General features: G+C 38.3%; 29 protein-coding genes. 12 read left to right on the top strand and 17 right to left on the bottom strand.

Annotated elements, in window-relative coordinates; genetic code table 11:
* The first annotated feature begins 23 nt into the window (after window positions 1-23).
* Window positions 24-1,229, top strand: coding sequence for a site-specific integrase (locus MHB39_RS02735; protein WP_342545775.1), 1,206 nt, complete (start codon window positions 24-26; stop codon window positions 1,227-1,229).
* 25 nt (window positions 1,230-1,254) lie between these two features.
* Here MHB39_RS02735 and speB read toward each other — a convergent pair whose 3' ends face one another.
* A complete protein-coding gene (gene speB, locus MHB39_RS02730; RefSeq protein WP_004231519.1) occupies window positions 1,255-2,127 on the bottom strand; it encodes an agmatinase in 873 nt (290 codons plus the stop codon).
* A gap of 314 nt (window positions 2,128-2,441) precedes the next feature.
* Here speB and MHB39_RS02725 point away from each other — a divergent pair, with 314 nt between their 5' ends.
* Entirely contained in the window at window positions 2,442-4,496 is a 2,055-nt protein-coding gene (locus MHB39_RS02725; protein ID WP_342545774.1) for a PBP1A family penicillin-binding protein, read from the top strand.
* A 350-nt stretch (window positions 4,497-4,846) separates the two neighbouring features.
* Here MHB39_RS02725 and MHB39_RS02720 read toward each other — a convergent pair whose 3' ends face one another.
* On the bottom strand, window positions 4,847-5,365 hold the full coding sequence (locus MHB39_RS02720; RefSeq protein WP_016994179.1) for a YwhD family protein: 519 nt from the start codon (window positions 5,363-5,365) through the stop codon (window positions 4,847-4,849).
* A gap of 166 nt (window positions 5,366-5,531) precedes the next feature.
* Here MHB39_RS02720 and MHB39_RS02715 point away from each other — a divergent pair, with 166 nt between their 5' ends.
* Entirely contained in the window at window positions 5,532-5,717 is a 186-nt protein-coding gene (locus tag MHB39_RS02715; RefSeq protein ID WP_004231516.1) for a 2-hydroxymuconate tautomerase, read from the top strand.
* Between the two features lie 78 nt (window positions 5,718-5,795).
* On the opposite strand, the gene MHB39_RS02710 is transcribed toward MHB39_RS02715, so the two are convergent.
* Both MHB39_RS02710 and MHB39_RS02705 read right to left on the bottom strand, forming a co-directional pair.
* Window positions 5,796-7,103: an HD domain-containing protein gene (locus MHB39_RS02710; RefSeq protein WP_036078208.1), complete on the bottom strand. Its 1,308-nt coding sequence runs from the start codon at window positions 7,101-7,103 to the stop codon at window positions 5,796-5,798.
* A 203-nt stretch (window positions 7,104-7,306) separates the two neighbouring features.
* A complete protein-coding gene (locus MHB39_RS02705; protein WP_004227652.1) occupies window positions 7,307-7,531 on the bottom strand; it encodes a DUF1450 domain-containing protein in 225 nt (74 codons plus the stop codon).
* Between the two features lie 234 nt (window positions 7,532-7,765).
* Here MHB39_RS02705 and MHB39_RS02700 point away from each other — a divergent pair, with 234 nt between their 5' ends.
* Window positions 7,766-8,416: an RsfA family transcriptional regulator gene (locus tag MHB39_RS02700; protein WP_004227650.1), complete on the top strand. Its 651-nt coding sequence runs from the start codon at window positions 7,766-7,768 to the stop codon at window positions 8,414-8,416.
* A 36-nt stretch (window positions 8,417-8,452) separates the two neighbouring features.
* Here the strand turns inward: MHB39_RS02700 and MHB39_RS02695 are convergent, their stop codons facing one another.
* Window positions 8,453-9,286, bottom strand: a complete 834-nt coding sequence (locus MHB39_RS02695; protein WP_342545773.1) for a lipoate--protein ligase family protein — start codon at window positions 9,284-9,286, stop codon at window positions 8,453-8,455.
* Between the two features lie 156 nt (window positions 9,287-9,442).
* On the opposite strand from MHB39_RS02695, the gene hemQ reads away from it, so the two are divergent.
* Window positions 9,443-10,192: a hydrogen peroxide-dependent heme synthase gene (gene hemQ / locus MHB39_RS02690; protein ID WP_016993375.1), complete on the top strand. Its 750-nt coding sequence runs from the start codon at window positions 9,443-9,445 to the stop codon at window positions 10,190-10,192.
* Between the two features lie 43 nt (window positions 10,193-10,235).
* Here hemQ and MHB39_RS02685 read toward each other — a convergent pair whose 3' ends face one another.
* Window positions 10,236-10,418: a hypothetical protein gene (locus tag MHB39_RS02685; protein WP_016993376.1), complete on the bottom strand. Its 183-nt coding sequence runs from the start codon at window positions 10,416-10,418 to the stop codon at window positions 10,236-10,238.
* Between the two features lie 256 nt (window positions 10,419-10,674).
* Window positions 10,675-10,845 carry a hypothetical protein gene (locus MHB39_RS02680; RefSeq protein WP_342545771.1) on the bottom strand — a complete coding sequence of 57 codons (171 nt, stop codon included), beginning with the start codon at window positions 10,843-10,845 and terminating at the stop codon, window positions 10,675-10,677.
* A 246-nt stretch (window positions 10,846-11,091) separates the two neighbouring features.
* On the opposite strand from MHB39_RS02680, the gene MHB39_RS02675 reads away from it, so the two are divergent.
* On the top strand, window positions 11,092-11,517 hold the full coding sequence (locus MHB39_RS02675) for a cell wall hydrolase (RefSeq protein ID WP_004227631.1): 426 nt from the start codon (window positions 11,092-11,094) through the stop codon (window positions 11,515-11,517).
* 22 nt (window positions 11,518-11,539) lie between these two features.
* Window positions 11,540-11,875: a spore coat protein GerQ gene (gene gerQ / locus MHB39_RS02670; protein WP_004227629.1), complete on the top strand. Its 336-nt coding sequence runs from the start codon at window positions 11,540-11,542 to the stop codon at window positions 11,873-11,875.
* Window positions 11,876-11,959: 84 nt separating this feature from the next.
* Here gerQ and MHB39_RS02665 read toward each other — a convergent pair whose 3' ends face one another.
* From MHB39_RS02665 to MHB39_RS02645, 5 genes are all read right to left on the bottom strand, one after another.
* Window positions 11,960-13,135 (bottom strand): M20 family metallopeptidase, encoded by a 1,176-nt coding sequence (locus MHB39_RS02665; RefSeq protein WP_342545769.1) that lies wholly within the window; start codon window positions 13,133-13,135, stop codon window positions 11,960-11,962.
* Between the two features lie 163 nt (window positions 13,136-13,298).
* Window positions 13,299-13,679, bottom strand: a complete 381-nt coding sequence (locus MHB39_RS02660; RefSeq protein WP_016993379.1) for a DUF423 domain-containing protein — start codon at window positions 13,677-13,679, stop codon at window positions 13,299-13,301.
* Window positions 13,680-13,706: 27 nt separating this feature from the next.
* On the bottom strand, window positions 13,707-13,973 hold the full coding sequence (locus tag MHB39_RS02655) for a YwdI family protein (protein ID WP_016993380.1): 267 nt from the start codon (window positions 13,971-13,973) through the stop codon (window positions 13,707-13,709).
* A complete protein-coding gene (locus MHB39_RS02650; protein WP_016993381.1) occupies window positions 13,973-14,149 on the bottom strand; it encodes a hypothetical protein in 177 nt (58 codons plus the stop codon). Before MHB39_RS02650 ends, MHB39_RS02655 begins: the two co-directional genes overlap by 1 nt.
* Before the next feature lie 75 nt (window positions 14,150-14,224).
* The gene (locus tag MHB39_RS02645; RefSeq protein ID WP_342545768.1) at window positions 14,225-14,902 is read right to left on the bottom strand and encodes a uracil-DNA glycosylase; all 678 of its coding nucleotides are present in this window, start codon (window positions 14,900-14,902) and stop codon (window positions 14,225-14,227) included.
* A 176-nt stretch (window positions 14,903-15,078) separates the two neighbouring features.
* On the opposite strand from MHB39_RS02645, the gene thiD reads away from it, so the two are divergent.
* Window positions 15,079-15,909 (top strand): bifunctional hydroxymethylpyrimidine kinase/phosphomethylpyrimidine kinase, encoded by an 831-nt coding sequence (thiD, locus tag MHB39_RS02640; protein ID WP_342545767.1) that lies wholly within the window; start codon window positions 15,079-15,081, stop codon window positions 15,907-15,909.
* Between the two features lie 43 nt (window positions 15,910-15,952).
* On the opposite strand, the gene MHB39_RS02635 is transcribed toward thiD, so the two are convergent.
* Window positions 15,953-16,501, bottom strand: a complete 549-nt coding sequence (locus MHB39_RS02635) for an acyl-CoA thioesterase (protein ID WP_016993384.1) — start codon at window positions 16,499-16,501, stop codon at window positions 15,953-15,955.
* A gap of 195 nt (window positions 16,502-16,696) precedes the next feature.
* On the opposite strand from MHB39_RS02635, the gene MHB39_RS02630 reads away from it, so the two are divergent.
* The 3 genes from MHB39_RS02630 to bshB2 all read left to right on the top strand — a co-directional run bounded on the left by MHB39_RS02630 (window position 16,697) and on the right by bshB2 (window position 18,594).
* Complete coding sequence (locus MHB39_RS02630) at window positions 16,697-16,978, top strand: hypothetical protein (protein WP_016993385.1); 282 nt, start codon at window positions 16,697-16,699, stop codon at window positions 16,976-16,978.
* Window positions 16,979-17,540: 562 nt separating this feature from the next.
* The gene (locus tag MHB39_RS02625; RefSeq protein ID WP_016993386.1) at window positions 17,541-17,891 is read left to right on the top strand and encodes a YojF family protein; all 351 of its coding nucleotides are present in this window, start codon (window positions 17,541-17,543) and stop codon (window positions 17,889-17,891) included.
* Between the two features lie 13 nt (window positions 17,892-17,904).
* The gene (bshB2, locus tag MHB39_RS02620; RefSeq protein WP_016993387.1) at window positions 17,905-18,594 is read left to right on the top strand and encodes a bacillithiol biosynthesis deacetylase BshB2; all 690 of its coding nucleotides are present in this window, start codon (window positions 17,905-17,907) and stop codon (window positions 18,592-18,594) included.
* 40 nt (window positions 18,595-18,634) lie between these two features.
* On the opposite strand, the gene MHB39_RS02615 is transcribed toward bshB2, so the two are convergent.
* Entirely contained in the window at window positions 18,635-19,378 is a 744-nt protein-coding gene (locus MHB39_RS02615) for a TerC family protein (protein WP_016993388.1), read from the bottom strand.
* 289 nt (window positions 19,379-19,667) lie between these two features.
* Here MHB39_RS02615 and ilvA point away from each other — a divergent pair, with 289 nt between their 5' ends.
* The gene (gene ilvA / locus MHB39_RS02610) at window positions 19,668-20,930 is read left to right on the top strand and encodes a threonine ammonia-lyase IlvA (protein ID WP_036078191.1); all 1,263 of its coding nucleotides are present in this window, start codon (window positions 19,668-19,670) and stop codon (window positions 20,928-20,930) included.
* Between the two features lie 100 nt (window positions 20,931-21,030).
* Here ilvA and MHB39_RS02605 read toward each other — a convergent pair whose 3' ends face one another.
* The 3 genes from MHB39_RS02605 to MHB39_RS02595 all read right to left on the bottom strand — a co-directional run bounded on the left by MHB39_RS02605 (window position 21,031) and on the right by MHB39_RS02595 (window position 23,954).
* Entirely contained in the window at window positions 21,031-21,825 is a 795-nt protein-coding gene (locus tag MHB39_RS02605) for an ABC transporter ATP-binding protein (RefSeq protein WP_036078189.1), read from the bottom strand.
* Window positions 21,826-21,856: 31 nt separating this feature from the next.
* Entirely contained in the window at window positions 21,857-22,846 is a 990-nt protein-coding gene (locus MHB39_RS02600; RefSeq protein ID WP_342545766.1) for an ABC transporter permease, read from the bottom strand.
* A gap of 85 nt (window positions 22,847-22,931) precedes the next feature.
* The gene (locus MHB39_RS02595) at window positions 22,932-23,954 is read right to left on the bottom strand and encodes an ABC transporter substrate-binding protein (protein ID WP_016993392.1); all 1,023 of its coding nucleotides are present in this window, start codon (window positions 23,952-23,954) and stop codon (window positions 22,932-22,934) included.
* Window positions 23,955-23,972 lie beyond the last annotated feature (18 nt).

The following is a 23,972-nucleotide window of genomic DNA, read 5'->3' as shown; positions in this document are numbered from 1 at the left end:
ACACGCCGCCAAGCATGAAAGGAATGGACAAGGTGAAACTATATAAATCAGCAAAAGAACCTGAAATATATCACTATTTCAATGCGAATAAAGAAAAATTATGGATGTTTCGACATAAGTATTATGATGCTGCTGGAAAGCGTCGTGAGAAGAAGAAAAGTGGCTTTAAAACAGAAAAAGCAGCATTGAAAGCCCTTTTGGAAGTAAAGGCTGCAACGCTGCGTGGTGAAACAAAACATTTGGAACATGATAACCTAACCGTCTCTCAATGGCTAGATATGTGGTTTGACATGAATAAAGGTAAATGGAAACCTTCTACTGTTACTCAGCGTGAGGGCTTTATAAAGCTTTATTTTAAGCCCCTTCTTGGCTCCTACAAGTTGCAGAAGCTGGATAAGGTTATTTATCAAATGTCGTTTATCAACGTGTTAGAGGACAAGTTAAAGCCCTCTACGATCCGTGCTTTGCATTCGATTTTTAGGATTGCAATGAATGCGGCTGTTGCGGAAGAAATCATAATTCGCAATAAGCTACATGGAGCCGCCCTTCCCTCTCTAAGAGATAAGGAAACAGAAAAGAACTATCTCACACCTGGCCAACTTAGTATATTACTGAATCATATTAAGCAGCATGGGGATATTGCCTACTACAGCTTATTTTTAACGATTGCTTATACAGGTATGCGTAAAGGCGAGGCATTGGGGCTTCAATGGCGAAATATCGACTTTGCCAGTCAAACAATAACTATTGAGCGAACTAGAGGAAATAACGGTGTAGGCTCCACTAAAACAAAAAACAGTGAGCGTACCATAAAAGTAGATGATATAGTGTTGCAACAGCTACAGAGCTATCAAACGGCTGTTAAAGCGTTGTTACTTTCACATGGTCGTAGACTGCATAGTGATTTAACCAAAGATGATTCATTTATCTTTTTATCGCCTCACACAGCAGAGCCTTTTGTTTCCACAGGGTTAAACGCAATTTTTAACCGATTTGTAGAAGCAGCTGGACTACCAGCAACAACGATACATGGATTAAGGCATACACATGCCACCATACTTATGAATAACAGTATTCCTGTCAAGGCGATTGCCGAACGATTAGGAAATACGCCAGAGATGATCCACACCGTTTATGGTCACGTTCTCCAAGAGATGGAGGCACAAACAGTATCCGTATTTAGTGAAAGTTTAAAGGCAATTGGGGCTAAAAGTGGGGCTAGCTCATAGCTAAACCCCATTCAACCAATCTTATTTATTTTACCCAGCCTAAGATCATTTCTCGTAATAATTTTGAAGCTGTGTTTGCTGTCATTTCTGAAGAATCGTAGATTGGTGCTACTTCAACTAGGTCGAAGCCTACTACATTTACACCACTTGCTGCAATAGCATGGATGGAAGCTAGCAATTCTTTGGAAGTAATACCACCGCAGTCCACTGTGCCAGTGCCTGGTGCATGTGCTGGATCTAACACATCGATATCAATTGTTACATACACATTGCGTCCAGCTAGCGTTGGTAGGACCTCTTTTAATGGTTCAAGCACTTCAAATTTTGAAATGTGCATGCCGTTTTCCTTTGCCCATTCAAATTCCTCTTTCATACCTGAACGGATACCAAATGAATAGACATTTTTTGGTCCAATATGTTCTGCAATTTTACGGATTGGTGTAGAGTGTGAAAGAGGCTCTCCCTCATATTCCACACGTAAATCCGTATGTGCATCAAAGTGAATAATAGCAAGATCATCATATTTAGCTGATACAGCCTTCATTACTGGCCAAGACACTAGATGCTCCCCACCCATGCCAACAGGAATCTTGCCATCCGCTAATAATTTTTCAATAAATTTCTCAATTTCATCTAATGAGCGTTGTGCATTTCCAAATGGTAGTGGAATATCACCTGCGTCAAAGTACTTTACTTCCTCAAGCTCACGATCTAAATATGGACTGTACTCTTCAAGACCAATGGATACCTCACGGATACGCTGTGGACCGAAACGTGATCCTGGACGATAACTTACTGTCCAATCCATTGGCATGCCATAAATTACTGCCTGTGCATCGTCATATGTAGGATGACTTTTTATAAAAACATTTCCTGAATAAGCTTCATCAAATCTCATTGCTAGTCCTCCGTATAATTAAAATATTGTGTTGATCATCATTTTTCATCTTCTTCTATTATGGCTTACAGGATTGTAATGAAACCTGTATCCTTTTAACCTCGTATACATTATTGGAACGCCTAGCAAAATTCGATTAAAATCTACAAGGTGCGATTTTTTTGTCGAATGCCAGCATTTCAAGTAGTACAAAAAAAGTATAGATGTTTTTGAATAAAGTGCAATAGTTTTTAGGTAGAATTTCGATTAAAGATGAATGTTCGAACACATACTAAAGCTAAGTTCGAAGTTGTGAGAAAACGAGGTGAAGTCGGATGAAACGAAAAAGCTATCATCGAAAGCAACAGCGTGTAAAGCGCACTCGCAAAGGCCTTACGCTATTTGTGGCCTTTACATCTGCAATTGTCGTAGCATTTGTCGCACTCCGCATCTATGTTCAAGTGGCTGGTGCACCGCCTTTAACCGTACCAAAGGCTTCTATTTTCTTAGATGAAAATGAGAACCAAATTGGAGATCACTTTACAAATCAACGACGTTATTGGGTTGGCCTCGATGAGATGTCACCTTATTTAAAGGAAGCAGTAGTTGCTGTAGAAGATAAAGACTTTTATCAGCACGGCGGTTTCGACTATTCACGTATTGCTGGTGCCATTTTAGTGGACATTAAGGCTGGTGGTAAGGTTCAAGGAGCGAGTACCATTACGCAACAATATGCTCGTAACCTTTACCTTTCCCATGAAAAATCTTGGACACGTAAATTAAACGAAGCCCTGTATGCTTATAGATTAGAAGTTTTTTATGACAAGGACGAAATACTAGAGGGCTATTTAAATACGGTATATTATGGCCATGGTATGTATGGCGTAGAAGCTGCCAGTCGTTTTTATTTCGGAAAATCTGCCCGTGATTTAACGCTTGCCGAAGCAGCAATGCTAACAGGCGTACCAAAAGGACCTAGTATTTACTCACCAATTGCCAATTTAGATAAGGCTACCAATCGTCAACACGTTATTTTGAAACTTATGGCAGACCAAGGCGCCATTACACAAGAAGAAAAAACGCGGGCTGAAAATGAACAGCTTGTTTTAAAAAATGATAGCTGGGTTGCAACCAAATCTGTTGCCCCTTATTTCCTGGATGTAGCTTGGCAAGAAGCCAGTGAAATCTTAAAATCAAAAAACCTTGATATTAGTGAAGGTGGCTGGACGATTCAAACAACGCTTAATCTGGAGCATCAAAAAGCGGCTGAAGAAGCGGTAGCCAAAAACATGCCTGCCAACGATTTGCAATCTGCGTTCGTGAGTATGGAATCTAAAACTGGAGCTGTCACTGCATTAGTCGGTGGTCGTGATTATTCAGTAAGCTCATTTAACCGAGTTACTCAAGCTAAACGTCAACCAGGTTCTACTATTAAGCCGATCTTATATGCAGCTGCGCTTGAAAATGGTTACACTCCACTAACTTTTTTAGATGTTGGGGAAACAACATTTACTTATGATAATGGGCGTGGCACTTATGCACCTAAAAACGTTAATGGTCAATTTGCAGATCATGATATGACGATGGCACAAGCTATTGCTATCTCAGATAATATTTACGCAGTAAAAACCCTAGAGGATATTGGCTTTAAAGCGTTTCATGATATGGCAAACCGTTTTAATGTAGGGATTGGCGCGAAGGATAATTTATCCATTGCACTAGGAACGATTGAAACGACATTATATGAAATGACAAATGCATATAATATTTTGGCGTCGCAAGGTCAGCAAACAACACCAACAACCATTGTCTCTATTAAAAATGCACATGGTGATGTTATTTATGAAAACAAAAATGTTGCAAGCAAAGCTGAAACAGCCATTTCTAAAGAAAATGCATATATCTTAACAGAAATGATGACAGGTATTTTTGATCCGGTTTTCAGTGACTATTCACCTGCTACAGGAATCAGTATTCGATCACGTATGACACACACATATGCTGCTAAATCAGGTTCTACCAATAGTGATCAATGGTTAATCGGTTTTACACCAAGACTTACTGCTGGTGTATGGAATGGCTATGATCAGGGTAAAAATCTTACGACAAAAGAAGATACTGCTGCAACAAAGCAAATCTGGATTGACTTTATGGAAACGGTCAACAAAGGTACAAAAAATGAGGATTTCAAAAAACCTAAAGGTGTAGAGGGCGTTGTCATTGATATTGAAACAGGTAAATTAGCGACTGACGCATGTCCTAAACAACGTCTTGTCTATGTAGAGTCCAAGGATGTGCCAACCGAAAAATGTACAAATTTCGATATTCTCGACAGTAATACATGGGGAGAATTTTGGAATATGCTACCCTTCTCTATATTTAAGGACTAAAAACAAAATAATTTCGGAAACCTTTTTAAACCTAATACGTTTTAAGCTATGAAGGCTCTCGACAAAGTAACTGATAACGAAAAAAGAAAAGCTTTCTCTTCCCCGGAGACGTGTCCGTGGGAACAGAAAGCTTTTCTTTTTTATGGTCCGCGAAGTATGAGCATCATGGGGCATTTGGCTTGGGTTTGGGTTATTCAAATGCCGCATAGCGCTCATCACATTCGCGATACCAAGTGTCCTAGCTTACTAAAATGTAAGCTCTGCCTCAAGTGTACTTTGTTTCAAACCCACTTTCAACCTAATATCGAAAGCGATTGCAAAATGTCACAGATTGTTCAATCATTACGAGTCTATTCGACAAATAAGTCTTGACGCAATTGCTCCTCACTACGTTCCCACATTTCAGGATTAAGTTGTTCAAGGAAAGTAGCTAACACTTTTTTAGATGATGCATCCATATGCTCAACAATAATATGACGTTTCATGGATTTATCCATTTTATTCACATGATCAGCTAGAATTTTATAGCCACGTCTTTTTTCCCGATTTACAACCATCTCACAGGCTGTAACCCCCGCATAATATGGCCCATTTTCTTTATGGTCTATCGTCACCCACACGAGCCAATAAGGTTTTCCGCCCTCTGAATCAGCACGGTCCATTGTAAATTTTATCCCACGCTCTACATCACTTCGTGCATGCATGGCACCAATTTCAACAGAAGCCGTTCCCTCTTCTACATCAATAATGACGGGCGATACATTCTCTAATGAAAGTGAACCGATACCAAACCCTTTATGTCCATCTGTTGGATCATTTTTTATAATGGTAAAACCCATTTTTTGTTTTGGTTTTTCTTCATTTGTCATACTTAAATATCCTCCATTCTGCTATTATAAAGGAAAGCATATCAACGCATATTTTATCGAAACAATCACTATTTTCGCCATTGCGCATATGCCTCAACGCAAGTAAGAAGTTTATACTTTCTTATAAACTAACTATACAACATTATTCTATAAAGGAGGCAATATTATGCCATACGTAACAGTGAAAATGCTAGAAGGTCGTACAGAGGAACAAAAACGTGCTCTTGTAAAAGAAGTAACGGAAGCAGTATCTCGCACAGTTAATGCACCTGCAGAAAATGTAACAGTTTTTATTGAAGAAATGTCTAAAAACCATTACGGCGTTGCAGGCGTTCGTTTTAGCGACAAATAATAGTAAGATGGGTAGAGCACATTAGAGTGCCCTACCCTTTTTATAAGATTTCATGGAAATCATGTTGTCAGAAACAACTTACTTTCCGTCTCTTCTTAACAATGTTAGTATTTGTTGTTTGATCGTTGGATGTGAAGAGTCGTCCTCTAAGAAATCTAATGGAAAATAGATTTTATGATCTCGTTTCATTCGCCCTGAGATGGCATCAACAATAATTGATTCACGTGAAAGCTCCCGTAGCTCACCATTTTTCATTTCTAAAAAAATCGGTACACGCACTTCTTCCTCTCCAGGTCTGTAAAAATCATATGGCAGATCTGCCGTTGTATCATGTACAAGGTAATAATCGGGATTTAATCCTGCTTTTTTAAAAAGCTCTTGGAGTTTTTGATATTTATTGAGCTCCACCCCCGGATCTAAATCAATGTATTGAAATAGCTTACGATTGACAAAGCGGCGACTTAAATCACTTAGAATTGCATCCTCTTCTTGCATCCATAACTGAAAATATGTAAAAAGTATACTCTCGTCTAACGCAAGATAATCCTCTAATGTAATAGTATTTCGGAAGAATGCCAGGAAATGAGTAGGCTCATGCTTAAATGTATAGCCCTCTAAGCTTAATTGTTTTACTCTTTTTAATATATTATTTAAAATTACCTCTGCACTTCGTGAAACAGGATGAAAGTAAATTTGTAAGTACATTTGATAACGACTCATTATATAGTCTTCCACCGCATGCATGCCTGTTGCTTTGATCACTACTTGGTTTTTTCGTGGACGCATCACTCTTAAAATCCGTTCCATATCAAAGTGACCGTAGCTAACTCCTGTAAAATAAGCATCCCGTTGTAAGTAATCCATACGATCTGCATCAATTTGACTCGAAATTAAACTAATTACTTGCTTATTTGGATATGTCTTTTCAATTACTTGGGACACCTTTTCTGGAAAATCATCTGCCACTTTTTTTAAAATCGCATTTACTTCTGTATCCCCCAGCAAAATTTGCCTTGTATAATCTTCATGATCAAGCTCAAATACATTTTCAAAAGCATGGGAAAATGGTCCATGACCTAAATCATGTAAAAGGGCTGCACATAATACTAATAATCTTTCGCTTTCATCCCAATCTGGACGACCTACAAAGATATCATCTACTATGCGGCGTACAATTTCATAAACCCCTAGAGAATGACTAAAGCGACTGTGTTCTGCTCCATGAAAAACTAAAAATGTGGTACCTAGCTGACGAATTCTACGTAAACGCTGAAATTCTCTTGTACCCACTAAATCCCATATCACTTGATCTCGAACATGTACATAACGGTGTACAGGGTCTTTAAATACCTTTTCTTCTTCTAATTTAGCGTTTGCATATGTCATTTGGATAGCACCCCCATTTTGTTATAGTTCTATTATATGCGATAAATCTAGGACTAGCATACTTATTGCCATTTTTCTATAGATATTAACAACCTATTTCAATTACTTTCATCATTATTTTTAAGTCTACATTGGTCTAATTTCTCAACATATAAAAATGAGCAAAACAAAAACTATCCCCCAAGTAGAGATAGCTTTTAGTTTTACTTTTTTAATTTTGCTAAAACCTTTTCCATTAGTTCATCTTCTGTTAATGCAGCAACAGGTCGGCTATTTACAAAGGTAAATGTCTTTTTACGTCCTGGCCCACAGTAAGAATGACAGCCAATTTCGATGGTTGCATCAGGATCGATTTCCTTTAATTTTGGAATTAACGTCTTTAAGTTAACGGCCTGACATTCATCGCAAACTTTAAATTCGTTTGCCATTTTGTCAACAACCCTTTCTATATAGTATTTTTCAAAACATAATCGCTCTATTGAACACATGACCTTCACATATTTAAGTATGCAGCATGTGTACAAACCTACATCGGGTATTGTATCGTACTTTTCCCCTTCTATTCAAGCATAATTCCTTCTACATAGATGAATAAAAGGTTAAAAGATTGGTCATGCTAGTCTTAAATAACAAGTTCCAGATAAAGGTGGGAGGATTTTAATATGAGTAAAGTAAGACAAGATGCTTGGTTAAAAGAAAACGATGAATTACTAGCAGAGGCTGTAATCCGTCATGTAACAGAAGGTAGTACACAGCTTAATGCCTTTGAAGAAGCAGGCGATGCATTAAATCGTACTGCTGCAGCCTGTGGTTTTCGTTGGAATGCTGTTGTTCGTAAAGAATACGAGGAGCAACTAGCAGAAGCTAAAAAGGAAAGAAAAGAGAGAATGCGAGTGTTGGGAGCACCAGCAAGACGCCGTGCTTCTAGTATGTTTACTGTCAATAATAGTGCCGCAGAAGGAAAATCAATTCCGCTATCTGCCCTTTCTCTTGATATTGTCATAGCTTATTTACTACGTTTACAGCATTCTGGTGAAGTAGGAAATGAATCTTCAAAATGGCGACAACTTGTCCATGTAACATCTGAGAAAAATAAAAAACTAGAGAAAACCATTACAAAACTAGAAGAAGAAAATCGAGCGATTCGCAAAGATTACGAGCAATTTGTTCAAATTATGAACCGTGCTAGACGTCTTGTTACGCTTGATGAAGAGGAAGAGCGAATTGCACCCGTTTTTAAAATGGAGAAGAACGGAAATCTTGTAACTAGCAGTTCTATTTATCAACCAGAAAATGGCGATGCGCTAAATTAGCCGCATCGCTTTTTCTGTTTCATATAATCAACCCATTTACTTTCGTTCAAGCATTTTGGTGTTGCGTTCAAAAACACGCTGTAAATAAAAACCATACAACGCTAATTCTTCATCGTAGAAGGACTGTGGACGTACTTCCTCGGCCCAATAATTAAGTAGTTGTTGTAGACGAATAACAACAGCTTCTACAGTTAAATTTGGGTCTACAAGCTCTGATAGCGAAGCCATCACTTCGGGCATGATTTGAGGGTAAGTGAATTTTGTTTCCTCTTGTTGTAAGCTATGTTCATAAAAATCACGGATAAGGGCCGCACGTTGCGAGCCACTTCCCTCAATACATAAATAAATTTGCACTGACACCCCTTGTCGTAAGCGTCTTTGTGAAATGCCAGCAAATTTTTTCCCTTCAATACTTAAATCATAAGAACCTGGGCAATAAGAGCCCACAATTTCATAAGCCTCAATTTTTTCTGCTACCTCTGGGAACAATCCCTTCACAAGTTCAACCATCACATCATAGCCATCGTTTATACTGAGTGACTCTTTTTGTTCAGACAATACAATGGAAATATTGAGAATTCCCTCATCTAGCACAACCGCTAATCCACCAGAATTACGAACAATAGGATGATAGCCTCTAGATTCTAGTAATTCCATACCTTGCTGAACATAAGGTAAACGGTGGTCTTGGATACCTAGTACAACAGATGCCTCATGCACCCATGTACGAATTGTTGGCGGAGACAACGATTGGCCAACTAATTGGCACAACGTATCGTCCGTCGCAAAAGATTCAAGCGGTGACCTTTGCTTCGCACTAATGGATTGATCATAATAACGCCAAATTGGCTGTTGTAAAATATGTTTCATATTGGTACTCCTCTAATTACATCTCTTCTCTTTAGAATACATTATCTTTAGTTGGTGTCAAATTCGTGAATAACTATCATGAACTTAGGGATTTTGTACAAACTATGATAAACTAATTTTTGAATGGTATTCACTTATAAAGGAGTGTTTTCAATAATGAATGAAGCAGCAATTACGTTAGATGGTTGGTACGCTTTACATGATTTCCGCTCAATCGACTGGGCATCTTGGAAACTTGTTTCTGCAGAGGAACGTCAAGCAGCAGTAGAGGAGTTTATTACTTATTTAGAAAAACTGAACGAAGCAGACGTAGCTAAAACAGGTGCTCATGCTTTTTATGCAATCGTTGGTCAAAAAGCAGACTTTATGATTATGACATTGCGTGAAACGATGGATGAGTTACAAGAGCTTGAAGCGGAATTCAATAAATTAGCTATTGCAGATTTTACAATTCCTACATACTCTTATGTATCTGTTGTAGAGCTTTCAAACTATTTAGCTGGCGAATCAAATGAAGATCCTTACCAAAATCCACATGTACGTGCGCGTCTATATCCTGAACTTCCACGTGCTAAATATGTATGCTTCTATCCAATGGATAAACGCCGTCAAGGGAACGATAACTGGTACATGCTATCAATGGATGAGCGTAAATCATTAATGCGTTCTCACGGGATGATTGGTCGCGGCTATGCTGGTAAAGTAAAACAAATTATCACTGGCTCTGTAGGCTTCGATGATCACGAATGGGGCGTAACTTTATTTGCTGATGACGTACTACAATTCAAAAAACTAGTATACGAAATGCGCTTTGACGAAGTGTCGGCACGCTATGGCGAGTTCGGGGAATTCTTCGTCGGCAACCTACTTGATAAAGAAAAATTGGTTAAATTCCTAACTGTTTAATATCTAATTAAAAATGCGAGTCCATATTGGCGGACTCGCATTTTTAAATTTCGTTTTCTTCTGCATTTTCGGATTCGAAGATTAAAATAATAATGTGAATAAAAAATCCAGTTAGCATCATAAGAAAAACTAAATACCAATTATATGGTTGATGATAATATTCTGCTATTCCAACTGCCAGAAAAGCGCTGATGATGATCGCTACAAACATACTAAAAATACGCATGAAAACGCTCCTTCATAAAAGCAAAAATTAAGTCATTTTTAGTATGTCTCGGTATATTTTTAATATACTTGCAAGGTAAGAATAATTACGTCTCATTGAAATAGCAGCTAAAACAAGCATTCATCGCCTATTAAGGAAAAGTCATTTTTCCTGATGCTTTGCTTTCCACACTAGAACATTTATACTCACTATAAAAAAGTGCCATCCTTCAGCGATGACACTTTCTTAACCCCAACACTTTCTTTTGTACACTTCATTAAGAGCCTTCGTCCTTTACTTTTAAAATTAAGATTACCGTTTGAATAAAAAACCCAATCACTATAATGACAATAAAGAGATACCAATGGAGTGGCTGTCCATAAAACTCCCCTAATAGAAAAGCCAGTACTGCACTTAATAGAATCCCAAACCAAACGCCAATTTCCATAAGCCATCACCTCACATGTATTAGATACACATGCAATTCATTGATCTCACGTTCCCCTAATTCTATTTTTTTCTATTTACCCTTTTTGATAAAAAAACTATCGGATCTTGCAGGGTTTCGAAGTAATTTCTACGTACTTGTCGTTATTACTACTATATGCATAGTAACTTTAATGTGTGAATGTCTTTCTTAACAAAATTGAACATGTCTACAATACCTTCATGCATATACTGTCTGCGAGGAGGTATGAAAATCGCTGTTATTAAGACGAATGATGCACAGACAGCCCTACTCGCAAGACTAATGCGTGCCGAAGCAGAAGGTGAAGGAGAATTAGGCATGCTGATGGTTGGGAATGTTGGCGTTAATCGTGTAAGAGGTGATTGTTTAGATTTTGGTGATATTCGAACAATTGAACAAATGGTTTATCAGCGTCCGGGAGGCTTTGAGGCAACACAAAAGGGTTATTTTTATCAACGAGCACGTGATCAAGATATTCGGTTAGCTAAAAGGGTGATTCAGGGTGAAAGATTTCATCCAGCTACCCGCTCTTTGTGGTTTTTCATGCCAGCAGGTGATTGTCCTGCCCAATGGTATGGCCAATGGAATACTGGCAGATTCAAATCCCATTGTTTTTTCTCGCCAACTGAACAAGATTGTCCTCAAATTTAAAAAGAAAGTAGGTTGATAATTGATGATGCCTTATTATTGGACACCAACAACGCAACAACAAATGACTCCTCCTCCAGTCACACTCCCGAGCGGACGACCACCAGGCCGTGAGGAGTCCTATATAGAAAATATTTTGCGTTTGAATCGTGGAAAACCAGCTACCTTCCATTTTTCTTTTGAGCACGCAGTAGAGCAGGGAAAAAACACAAAAACTGTTCGTGGTGTGGTAGAAGCTGCTGGTCGAGATCATGTCATTATTCGTGAGCTTAAGTCTAATCATCGTTTTCTTTTCCCTATGATTTATTTCGATTTTGCTGAGTATGATGAAGAAATGGCTTACTTTAATCAAAATCCATAATTCTATCTTCTAGAGTAAAAATCCGCAATACACTCACTGACCAAAAGTCGATGGGCGTATGCGGATTTTTATCATTCACTATGCTCATTTTTCTTTTAAATACGTTAAAGTTGCCTTACCTAAGGTTTTCGCTGCAATGAGCATTGCACGTTCATCAAAATCAAAGCGTGCATGATGATGCGGATAGGCCTTTTCCCATTCAGACTTTTTAGCACCTGTGAAGAAAAATGTGCCAGGTACTTTTTCTAAATAATACGCAAAGTCTTCCCCAATCATAAACGGAGGACATGTTATTACTTGATCTACCCCTGGTATAGTCGACGCGATCTGTGCCACAAACTCGGTTTCGCTCTGATGGTTATAAACGGGTGGATAACCTCTTGTGTAACGATATTCGTAACTTGCCCCAAATGCCAGACAGGTCGCATTTAATACTGCTTCTAACTCTTGTTCCATTTGTGTGCGTACTTCTTCTTCAAAAGTACGAATTGTCCCCGCCAATACTACCCGATCAGCAATAACGTTAAACGGATTAATCGCCTCAAAATGACCGATTGTTAAAACAGCTGATTTCAATGGGTCAATACGTCTTGAGACAAGCTGTTGAGCATTGACGACGAATTGGGAGGAAAGGGTAACAGCATCAATGGAATGATGCGGCTCTGCGCCATGTCCACCTTTTCCTTGAACCGTTATTTCTACTTTATCCGCGGCAGCCATGATGGCTCCATCTTTCACTAAAATTTCTCCTAATGGTGTAGGTGCCCATAAATGCGTTCCAAAAATAACATCTACTCCTTCTAAACAACCATCCTCAATCATCGGCTTAGCTCCACCTGGTGCCACTTCCTCTGCATGCTGATGAATAAATACGACATTGCCTTCAATTTCGTCCCTCATCGCATTTAATGCCTTAGCTAGCCCAAGCAATGTAGCTGTATGTCCATCATGTCCACATGCATGCATTTTCCCAGCTATTTTAGATTTGTAAGGTACATCATTTTCTTCTTGTATCGCTAATGCATCAAAGTCCGCTCGCAATGCCACCGTTTTACCAGGCTTTTTGCCACGTAATATCGCTACGACACCGCGCCCTCCCACTCCTTCTCGAACCTCATGACCTAATTCTCTATGAAAAGTAGCTATATAGGATGGCGTTTCCACTTCTTCAAAGGACAATTCAGGGTATTCATGTAAATGGCGGCGAATCCCTACCATCTCATCATAGTTAGCATCTAGTAATGTAAATAGTTTTTCCATACTACATAACCTCACTTTTGGTATTTTCGAAATATTGCAAGTAATAGTAGTAGTGTACTATAAATTCTTACAAAATGGATAGGATTTAAATCCCTATCTTAAAATTATGACTGATCACAAAGAAAAACTCTCCTACAAATAATGTAAGAGAGTCAACTTAAAATTAACGTGCATGCTTGAGAGCAGTAAAAATAATAAGTAGCCATCCAGCTAAAAATAGTACACCACCGATTGGTGTAATAGCTCCCAATACTTTTATTCCACTTATCGCCAGAACATATAAGCTCCCCGAAAAGAAAACAATCCCAAGGTTAAAGAAAATACCTGCTAGATTTAATTGTTTCACTTCACCTAATAGTTTAGAGCTCATTAACAGACCGATAACTAATAATCCTGTAGCGTGAAACATTTGATATTGCACAGCCGTTTCCCAAATACCTCGACTATATTCATCTAAAACTTCCTTTAAAGCATGTGCACCAAATGCACCGAATGCTACTGCTAATAGGCCATGAAGAGCACCTGTCACGATAAATCTTTTCATTTTTCGTTACCCTGCCTTTAAAATGGATTAAAAATCAAAAATCGAATCGCCATTTGCTCCATCTTCTTCGATCTTTGCTGTATATAAAGAGGATGGTTTTGTCTCTGACACAAGCATCTGCGGTACGTGCTTATGGGGAGTGATAGATGGTGCATCACCTGAAGAATCTAACACCACATCACATAATGCTCGAATGGCTGTAAGCGCCTCACGAATTTGCTGATCATTTCCCGCATTTTTGGCGTTAGATAATTGTTTTTCAAGTTGCTGTATAACAGCTTGATAAGAAATCATTACATTCTCCCACTTTCTACTTTTGGTACGAATTTTAAACAATCTACACCCGATGATTGCTTCACAACAACGGATGGTATTTGCTTTGTTTTAAAGCCATAAGCTGAACATGCGCGTGGGGTTTGAGGGTCCCAGGTTACTTTAAAAAATTGACACTTAAAACAATTCACCTTCATCAATGTCCCTCACTTTCTTCTATATTAAATGTAACATGATTGCTAAAGCGTATAAAGCAAACGATTTGTGCCAATCTATGCTAAACACCAATCAATTGGCTGCTTGCCCCACTCTACTAATTGCTGATTAATCTTTGAATAAGGTTTACTGCCAAAGAATCCTCGATAAGCACTTAATGGACTTGGGTGTGGCGCTTCGAGTATGACATGAGGTGTTTTATATTTTCGGATTAATTGCTTTTTGCGTTGTGCTGGTTTACCCCACAATACAAAAATTAGTGGTTCTTCCCTTGCAGCTAATAGATCGATAACAGCATCGGTAAATTGCTCCCACCCTTGTTCTTTATGGGAATTCGCTTGTCCTGCTCGAACTGTAAGCACCGTATTTAATAGCATAACACCCTGTTCAGCCCACTTTGTTAGTGTTCCATTTTGAGGAATTGGACAGCCTAAATCATCCTGTAGCTCTTGCAACATGTTCCGTAAGCTAGGAGGATGTGGAATACCTGGTTTAACAGAAAAGCTTAGCCCATGAGCTTGATTAGGTCCATGATAAGGATCTTGTCCTAAAATAATAACTTTCACATCATGATATGCTGTTGTATAAAATGCGTTCATTACATCATTCATAGGTGGATAAATGGTTTGTGTCGAATATTCATTTGCGACAAATTGACGTAGTTTTTGATAGTAAGGTTTTTCTAATTCATCTTTGAGTACTTCTTGCCAATCATTCGGGAATACTTGTTTCATCGCTCTTTAAGCCCCTTTCTCTTCTTACAACGGTACAAAAAATTAACGATGAATTCAAGCATCAGTTGAAACTGACCATATAAAAATATAGTATTCTGGCTATTTTTATAGAATCAGAATCAGACTATACTAGATGGTAATTTTATAACTCTAGACAATAAAGGAGATCTTTAAAAATGACTCTAAAAAAAACATTAACAATTGCTGGTTCAGATACATCAGGCGGTGCAGGGATGCAAGCCGACCTTAAAACATTTCAGGAGCATGGTACATATGGGATGGTGGCATTAACAGTTGTCGTAACAATGGAACCGAATGGCTGGACACACAACGTCACACCTTTGCCAACTGATTTACTACAAAAGCAAATTGACACAGCTCTTTCAACAGGAATTGATGCCATTAAGACAGGGATGCTCTCAACAGAGGAAATTATCCGTATTGCTGGAGAGGCTATCGCAAATTCAGGCACTACAAATGTTGTCATCGATCCTGTTATGGTATGTAAAGGGGACGATGAAGTACTGAATCCCGGTAATACAGATGCCATGATTCAGCATCTTTTACCATTAGCAACGGTAACAACACCAAACCTTTTTGAAGCTGGACAATTAGCTGGCATAGGTACACCTAAAAACATTGACGACATGAAGATGGCCGCTCGCAAAATCCATGAGCTAGGGGCTAGAGCTGTTGTCATTAAAGGTGGAAAGGCCCTAGCTACAGAAAAAGCAACAGACTTATTCTTTGATGGTGAAGCATTCTACTTATTAGAATCTGAAAAAGTTGCATCTACAAATAACCATGGTGCAGGCTGTACATTTGCTGCATCTGTAACAGCCAATCTTGCTAACGGTCTTACTATTAAAGATTCAGTCATTGAAGCAAAAGAGTTTGTATCTGCTGCTATTGCACATGGTTGGGCGTTAAATGATTATGTAGGACCTGTCATGCATGGAGCGAAATCTCGCTTCGGCGCTCCACACGTAACAGTAACAGAAATATAAAAATGAAAGGGATGTCTCAAAGTCATTTGAGACATCCCTCTTTTTACATATAATTCTCCATCATTTCTAGCCGATAATCCCATGGATCATTCATAGATATAAATTGCGCTAACGCTTTACTTTCCTTTTTACGTTCAGCACGTGCCTTCGCTCGTTCTGAAGCTGTTTCATGCAATTTTGTCTCTTCTACTGTTTCAGGAATTACTCGTGGGACCAGCGCTGGTTTATTATTTTCATCCAATGCCACAAATGTTAATAATGCAGTCGCTGCCACCTTTCTCTCTCCAGTTTTCAAGTTTTCAGAAATAACTTTGACAAAAACCTCCATGGAAGATCTTCCAGTCCATGTTACATAGGATTCGAAATAAACCGAATCTGTAGGGCGAATGGGATGTAGAAAATCAACAGAATCAGTTGAAGCTGTGACACAATCTTTCCTGCTGTGCTTTGCAGCCGAAATGGAAGCAACCTGATCAATATCGCTCATCAACCGTCCACCAAATAATGTATTATGATTATTTACATCGTTTGGAAACACACGACTTGTACGCATCACTCTTGATTCCTTACAATATTTAAAGTCCTTATTCACATCAATTCCCCCTCTAAACGTTTGTTTATTCCTACTATAATGCTATATTTAAATGGAAAAATCAATGTAATTATTAGAAAATTACAAACATTAAACAATCCGTTAATGATTAGCATCTATCAGATAAAGATTAAAATAGGACAAGATACGTTAATGCTTCCCACCCCATATATTAGCTGTATGGGAGGGGAAAAAATGAAAAAAAATAAGGTAGAGGACTTAACGGAAGAATCAGGTTTACTAGCTGGCGAAATCACCTCTTCAAAAGTTGAAGTAATTGCTTCCATCGTATTAACACTCGGTTACTCTTTATCCACCCTTGCCACAATATTAGCTCTGCAGGAGGAGGAAGAATTGGCACATGCCAAAAATAATGAAAAACAGGATCAAAATCTTTATATGAAGCAAATGTTTAAACAATTACAAAATGTTAATAATCGTTTAGATACAATAGAACGAAAGCTTAATCGATACTAACAAATACATAGCCTACACTAATTTTTAATAAAAAACCGCGACTCTCCGTCATAAAAGAGAGTCGCGGTTTTTATTATACTATGATAATGAGCTTCATCTTTCTTCCCTTTTTCACAGCTACCAATTATAGCCTGTTCAAGGAACGTCATCTATTGTACCAAGATAGAATTCGTTATTTCTGAAATAATACTCCCTTCAACAATTGGAGCTGTCTACACACACGAATTAGGAAGAAATCATGGTTGCAATATCTTTTCAGATGTGAAAACGGATACAATACGAAACGACACATTTTGTACATATTTATTTCCACATTCCCTATATTGATACATTACAATAATTTTTTCAAGAATATTGCTTAGGAACTTGTCATAGATTTAGAGATGATGATTTATTTCCCTCGATGCTAGGATCAAATTTCACACGCTCAAAAAATTCCGACCCCCATGGCGCTGAGGTATATAAATGCATATCATCAATTTTTCATATCAAAGCAATCAATTTCCCTTTGCGAATTTTTTTTACTATACTTAAAGGAGAAATGATCGAGAGGAGTGTTAAGATGCAAGAAGTACAAGTAGAGACGTTGCAAACATTGCTGAATTCTTTCGCCAACAAAGACGTTTATATTCATCTTGAGACGACAAACGGATCTTATGCAGCACACTATGATGAACAGTTTTTTAATGCAGGTGCTTTTATTCGTAATGCTAAAATTAATTATGAGCTTGCTAAGGTTGTAGATCATGCACCTCATCGTGTTGGTTTAAAATTACCTCATGGCTGGGTTTATGCTCAGGGCATTACACATTTCGAATTAGATGATTTAGGCCGTTTATTAATGGCTGGACTAGACTACTCTGGAAAATTGGCGATTGCACTTGAAATTAGTGAAACGCCATTTACTTACTAAGGGGGACGACTATTTGAATTTACAACCACAACGTCATATTTTAATTGTGTACCCTCACCCAGATGACGAGGCTTTTTCAGTTGCTGGGACCATCGCCTACTATACAAAGAAAATGAATACACCTGTTACATATGCCTGTTTAACATTAGGCGAAATGGGACGTAATTTAGGTAATCCACCCTTTGCAACGCGCGAGTCTTTACCTGAAATCCGCCGTAAGGAATTAGTTGCAGCAGCAGAGGCAATGGGTATTCAAGATTTACGTATGCTTGGTCTACGTGATAAAACAATTGAATTTGAAGATGATGAGAAGATGGTAAAGCTAATGGAAGGGCTAATCGAAGAACTAATGCCCTCTTTAATTTTCACTTTCTTACCTGGCTTTGCTGTCCACCCAGACCATGAAGCAACAGCACGTGCGGTAGTTGAAGCTGTACGTCGTATGCCAAAGGCTGCTCGTCCACAAGTATTCGGCTGTGCCTTCGCCAATGATACGATTGAAAAAAATGGAGAACCACATGTTGTTTACGATATTCGTGAAATGCGAATGGACAAATTAAAAGCATTACAAGCCCATGCATCTCAGACTGGTTGGATGATGCAGGAAACTGAAAAACGTATTGATGACGGCGAACCAATGAGTGAGAGCTGGCTAAATGTTGAAAAGTTCTATATTGTTGACCCAGATAAATATGTAAAATAAAAAAAGTACTGTTCTCATTTTTGGAGAACAGTACTTTTAATTAGGCAGCTCTTACTCTCTTCATCATATGCACAATGATTGTAATGGAAAAAGCAATCACTAAGAAAAGGAAGAATAAATAATGAGGTATATGGACATTGAAGACACTCACTAACATTTTTAAGCCGATGACACCTATAATAATGAAGGCCGTTGCTTCAAGCTCTGGAATTTTTTCGATAATGATTAAAAAAACACCTGCAATGGTCCTCATCATTAATATCCCTAACATCCCTCCTATTAAAAGTACCCAAACTTGATCTGATATCGCAAAGGCAGCGAAAATTGAGTCAATTGAAAAGGCAATATCCATTAGCTCAACCGAAATGACAGTTGCCCAAAACGTGCCAAAAAGACGTACCATCCACCCTGACCTCTTTACCTCTTTCACACTATCCTCATTCCCTATATGAAGGAAATGAGCTATACAAAGCCAGCCTAAATATAAAGCACCTAATACTTTAATAAACCAAAATTCTACGAGATAAACTCCTATACCAATAAATAAAAATCTAAAAAAATAGGCACCTAACATACCATACATTAATGCCCGTTTTCGCTGTTTATCTGGTAAATGTTTCACTAGTACCGCTAATACCAATGCATTATCTGCTGACAGCAAACCTTCTATAATAATTAATGAGGATATTAGTCCCCAGGAGACAGGGTCCATTAATACTTCTTGCCACATCGCAAAATCAAAAAATTTCCAATATGTTGATAAAATTCCTTGAATGATTTCCACTACATACCCTCCTACTTGGCCTAAGCTAATCTAGTATATGCTTGACCATTTTTGTTATGAGAGTTGTATTTTTTAGATTTGAAACAACAGATTTTCTCCCCTTAAATTGAGCTAATTCTAGGTCTGAGACATTGCTTCTTTATAAAATAATTAGCTATATCAAGATAAAACGCTTACATCATAAAATAGACACGGAAAATTTAGAATTTACTAAAAATTAATCACAAAAAGCAAATAAAGTGTGCTATCATAGATAAATGTTTTAAACGTATAACGGAGGATGAATACTATGGAAGTTGCTGATACTAGAACCGTGCAAGTGGAGAATGTCTTGATTGCACATCATTTTTTAAAAGATGTAGTTGTGCATACACCACTACAAAAAAACGACTATTTATCCGAGAAATACGGAGCTAATATTTATATTAAACGCGAAGATCTACAGCATGTACGCTCATTCAAGCTTCGTGGTGCCTATTATAAAATTAAAAAAATCGAGGATGAAGCACGCAATGCTGGAGTTGTCTGTGCAAGTGCAGGCAATCATGCACAAGGAGTAGCTTATGCCTGTGCCCAATTAAAAATTCAAGCAAGCATTTTTATGCCTCAAACAACGCCGAAGCAAAAAATAGACCAAGTGCGTATGTTTGGACGCGAATATGTAGAAATTATTTTGGCGGGAGATACATTCGATGATTCTGCTGAAAGCGCGTTAAGCTATTGTGAAGAGCATGGTAAGATTTTCATTCACCCATTTGATGATTTCGATGTCATTGCTGGTCAAGGGACGGTAGCCGTAGAAATTATGAATGATATGGAGGAGCCTATCGACTACGTATTCGGTAGTATTGGTGGTGGTGGCTTAATGTCAGGCGTGTCTGCCTACATTAAAAATCTCTCTCCTTCTAGCAAAATTATTGGTGTGGAACCCGCTGGTGCTGGTAGTATGAAGGCTGCCTTTGCTGAAGGTGGCGCAGTTGCCCTTGATTGGATTGATAAATTCGTGGATGGTGCTGCTGTAAAATGCGTCGGTCACCACACTTATGATGTTTGTCGTCGCTATTTAGATGATATAGTTCTTGTACCTGAAGGCAAAGTATGTACGACCATTCTAGATCTATATAATAAACACGCGATTATCGCTGAGCCAGCTGGAGCATTATCAGTGGCAGCTCTTGATTTTTATAAAGAAGAAATTAAAGGTAAGTCAGTTGTTGTCATCATCAGTGGTGGTAATAATGACATTGGACGGATGCAGGAGATTAAAGAAAAGTCACTTATTCATGAAGGCTTACTTTACTATTTTATCGTCAGCTTCCCTCAGCGTGCCGGAGCATTACGTCAATTCCTCACTAGCGTACTAGGACCAAACGATGACATTACTACCTTTGAATATACGAAGAAAAACAATAAAGAAAGTGGCCCTGCACTAGTCGGTATTGAGCTAGGTGATCGTGCTGAATATGAAGGACTACTTGCCCGAATGGATGAATTCGGCTTTAAATACAAGGAAGTAAACAACGACATTCAACTATTTGGCTTACTCGTTTAAAATGAAGAGTCTCACTTCACTGCAAGTGAGGCTTTTTTATGTTTATCTTTCATTTTATTACCCTAAAAAACGCCCATACTATTGTATGAGCGTTTCGTTATTAGCCTAATAGAGCACGGTCTGAATTCATTTTTTCACCACGAATACGTTCAAACTCAGCCATTAAATCAGGGATTGTTAATTCATGTTTGCGATCTTCACCGACTTCTAAAATGATTTGGCCTTTGTCCATCATAATAAGACGATTGCCTAAATCTAATGCTTGCTGCATATTGTGCGTTACCATTAATGTCGTTAAATTATCTTTTTCCACTAAATACTTCGTAATACGAGTAATTAACTCTGCACGTGATGGATCAAGTGCAGCCGTATGCTCATCCAGCAATAAAATAGATGGCTTTGTAAAGGTAGCCATTAAAAGCGACAAAGCTTGACGTTCCCCACCTGAAAGTAAGCCTACCTTAGCAGAAAGGCGATTCTCAAGATTTAAACCTAGCATCTCTAGTGATTCTTTAAAAAATTCCCGACGCTTTTTATCCACACCATTACGTAGCCCTCTATGCTTATTGCGAGAGTATGCTAGTGCTAGATTTTCTTCAATTGTCATCGTAGGCGCGGTTCCCGCCATTGGATCCTGAAAGACACGACCAATGTATTGAGAGCGTTTATATTCAGGCAAACTTGTCACATTATTACCATCAATTAACACTGTCCCAAAATCGGGTGTTAAGGCACCTGAAATCATGTTCATCATCGTTGATTTACCTGCACCATTACTACCAATGATTGTCACAAAATCACCTGGCTTTAAATGTAGGTTTATCTCTGCAAGTGCAATCTTCTCATCTGGTGTTCCTTCATTAAATACCTTATTAATACCATGTAATTTAAGCAATGCCTTTTCCTCCCTTCTCTACTGTTTTTACTTACGAAAGTTCTGCAGCTCGTTTGGCTTTACGTTTACGTTCTTTATTCTTATTGATAAATTGCGGTAAGATCAGCGCCAAAATAACAATGATCGCCGTAATTAATTTCATGTCTCCTGAATCAAGGAAATCTACACGTAATGCTAATGCTAATATAATACGATAAATGATAGCTCCTGCAATGACTGCAAAAGTTGTACGGATAATAGTTTTTGTCCCAAAAATTGCTTCACCAATAATAACGGATGCGAGACCAATCACAATCATACCAATCCCCATGCTAACATCGGAGAATTTCGAGTATTGTGCGATTAAAGCTCCAGAAAATGCGACAAGTGCATTGGAAAGTCCTAGCCCCAAAATGATAAGTGTATCTGTATTTGCTGAGAAGCTGCGAATCATTCGTTTATTATCACCAGTTGCTCGGATAGCTAGCCCGACCTCTGTCTTTAAGAACCAGTCTGCTATTAACTTAATTAAAATCGTGATGATTAATACAACAATCAGCACACTCCATGTACCTGGTACATGCTGAAAGCCTATGCCTTTTAATAGGTTATTAAGAGCAGCATCGACCCCTAAATTGCTCCAAAAAGCTTGAAACTTCGAAAAGATGGTTTCAGAGTTTAATAGTGGAATATTCGGGCGACCTATCGTATTTTCTGCAGTTAACCCCATGATACGTAGATTAATCGAGTATAAAGCAATCATCATTAAAATCCCTGATAATAACGGATTAATCTTTCCCTTCGTGTGAAGAATTCCTGTCATACATCCAGCAATAAATCCAGCAACAATTGCCACTAAAGTCGCTAAGATTGGGTGGTAGCCAAGCAAAACCATTGTTGCTGCCGTTGCCGCCCCTGTTACAAAGCTTCCATCAACCGTTAAATCCGGAAAATCTAACACCCGAAATGTTAAATATACACCAAGTGCCATAATTGCATAGATGATTCCTTGCTCCACTGCGCCAAATAATGCTAAAAACATCGTTGAATCATCTCCTAAATCTCTTTATTATTTATATCGCTTGTAAAATGAAGATAAAGCGGGGATAGTTCTCCCCCGCTTCGTTTTACTGTTCTAGAATTTCGGCACCCCAAGAATCTTTAATTTCGATTCCTAAATCATCTGCAACTTTTTTATTGATTAATAGTTTCAGATTTTGTGGGTATTGTGCGGGTGTATCGGCAGGTGTAGCTTCACCTTTTAAAATTTTCACAGCCATTTGACCCGCTTCATAGCCGATATCGAAATATTCAAAACCATAAGCGGCTAAACCGCCACGTGCCACAGAATCCAGTTCTCCTACGATTAATGGTAGTTTATTCGTATTGGCAACATCAATTACCGATTCTAATGCAGAAACTACTGTGTTATCAGTAATAATATAGAAAGCATCTACCTTACCAATTAGAGATTCTGTCGCTTGTTTTACATCTGCGGAAGTGGATGCTGATGCTTCTACCACCGTTAAACCTTGTTCATCCATAACCTTTTTCACTTCTGAAACTTGTGCAACTGAGTTTTGCTCACCTGCATTGTAGACCATCCCTACCTTTTTCGCACCAAGTTCTTTTAGGAATGCTACTGTTTTAGAAATCGTTTCAGGATGTAAATCGATTGTGCCTGTAATATTTTTCCCTGGCTTTTCCATTGAGTCAATTAACTGTGCACCAACAGCATCTGTAACCGATGTAAAAATAATTGGAATATCACTTGTTGCTGTTGCAGCGGCTTGTGCAGAAGGTGTAGAGTTTGCAAAAATTAAATCTACGTTTGCACTTACTAGATTGTTAGCAATTGTTGTGTTAAGGCTATTATCCCCCTGTGCAATTTGTGGATCGTAGTCAACTTTTAAGCCTGCATCTTCAATTGCTTTTTTAAAGCCTTCCGTTGCTGCGTTTAACGATGGATGCTCAACAATTTGAGTAATCCCGATTTTATATGTTTTATCATCTGCATTTCCGCTCTCACTTGCATTGTTTGATTCATTTCCTTTTGAATCTGTTGTACCTGAGCCACTGCTACCACAAGCAGCAAGAAGCAACACTAATCCAAAAAGAAGGAATGACAACTTCTTTACATTGCTTTTCACAAATAATCCCCCCGATTA

The organism is Lysinibacillus sp. FSL K6-4013 (assembly GCF_038630435.1).
GTDB classification, from domain to species: domain Bacteria; phylum Bacillota; class Bacilli; order Bacillales_A; family Planococcaceae; genus Lysinibacillus; species Lysinibacillus boronitolerans.
This window is presented reverse-complemented; position numbering and strand designations above follow the sequence as displayed.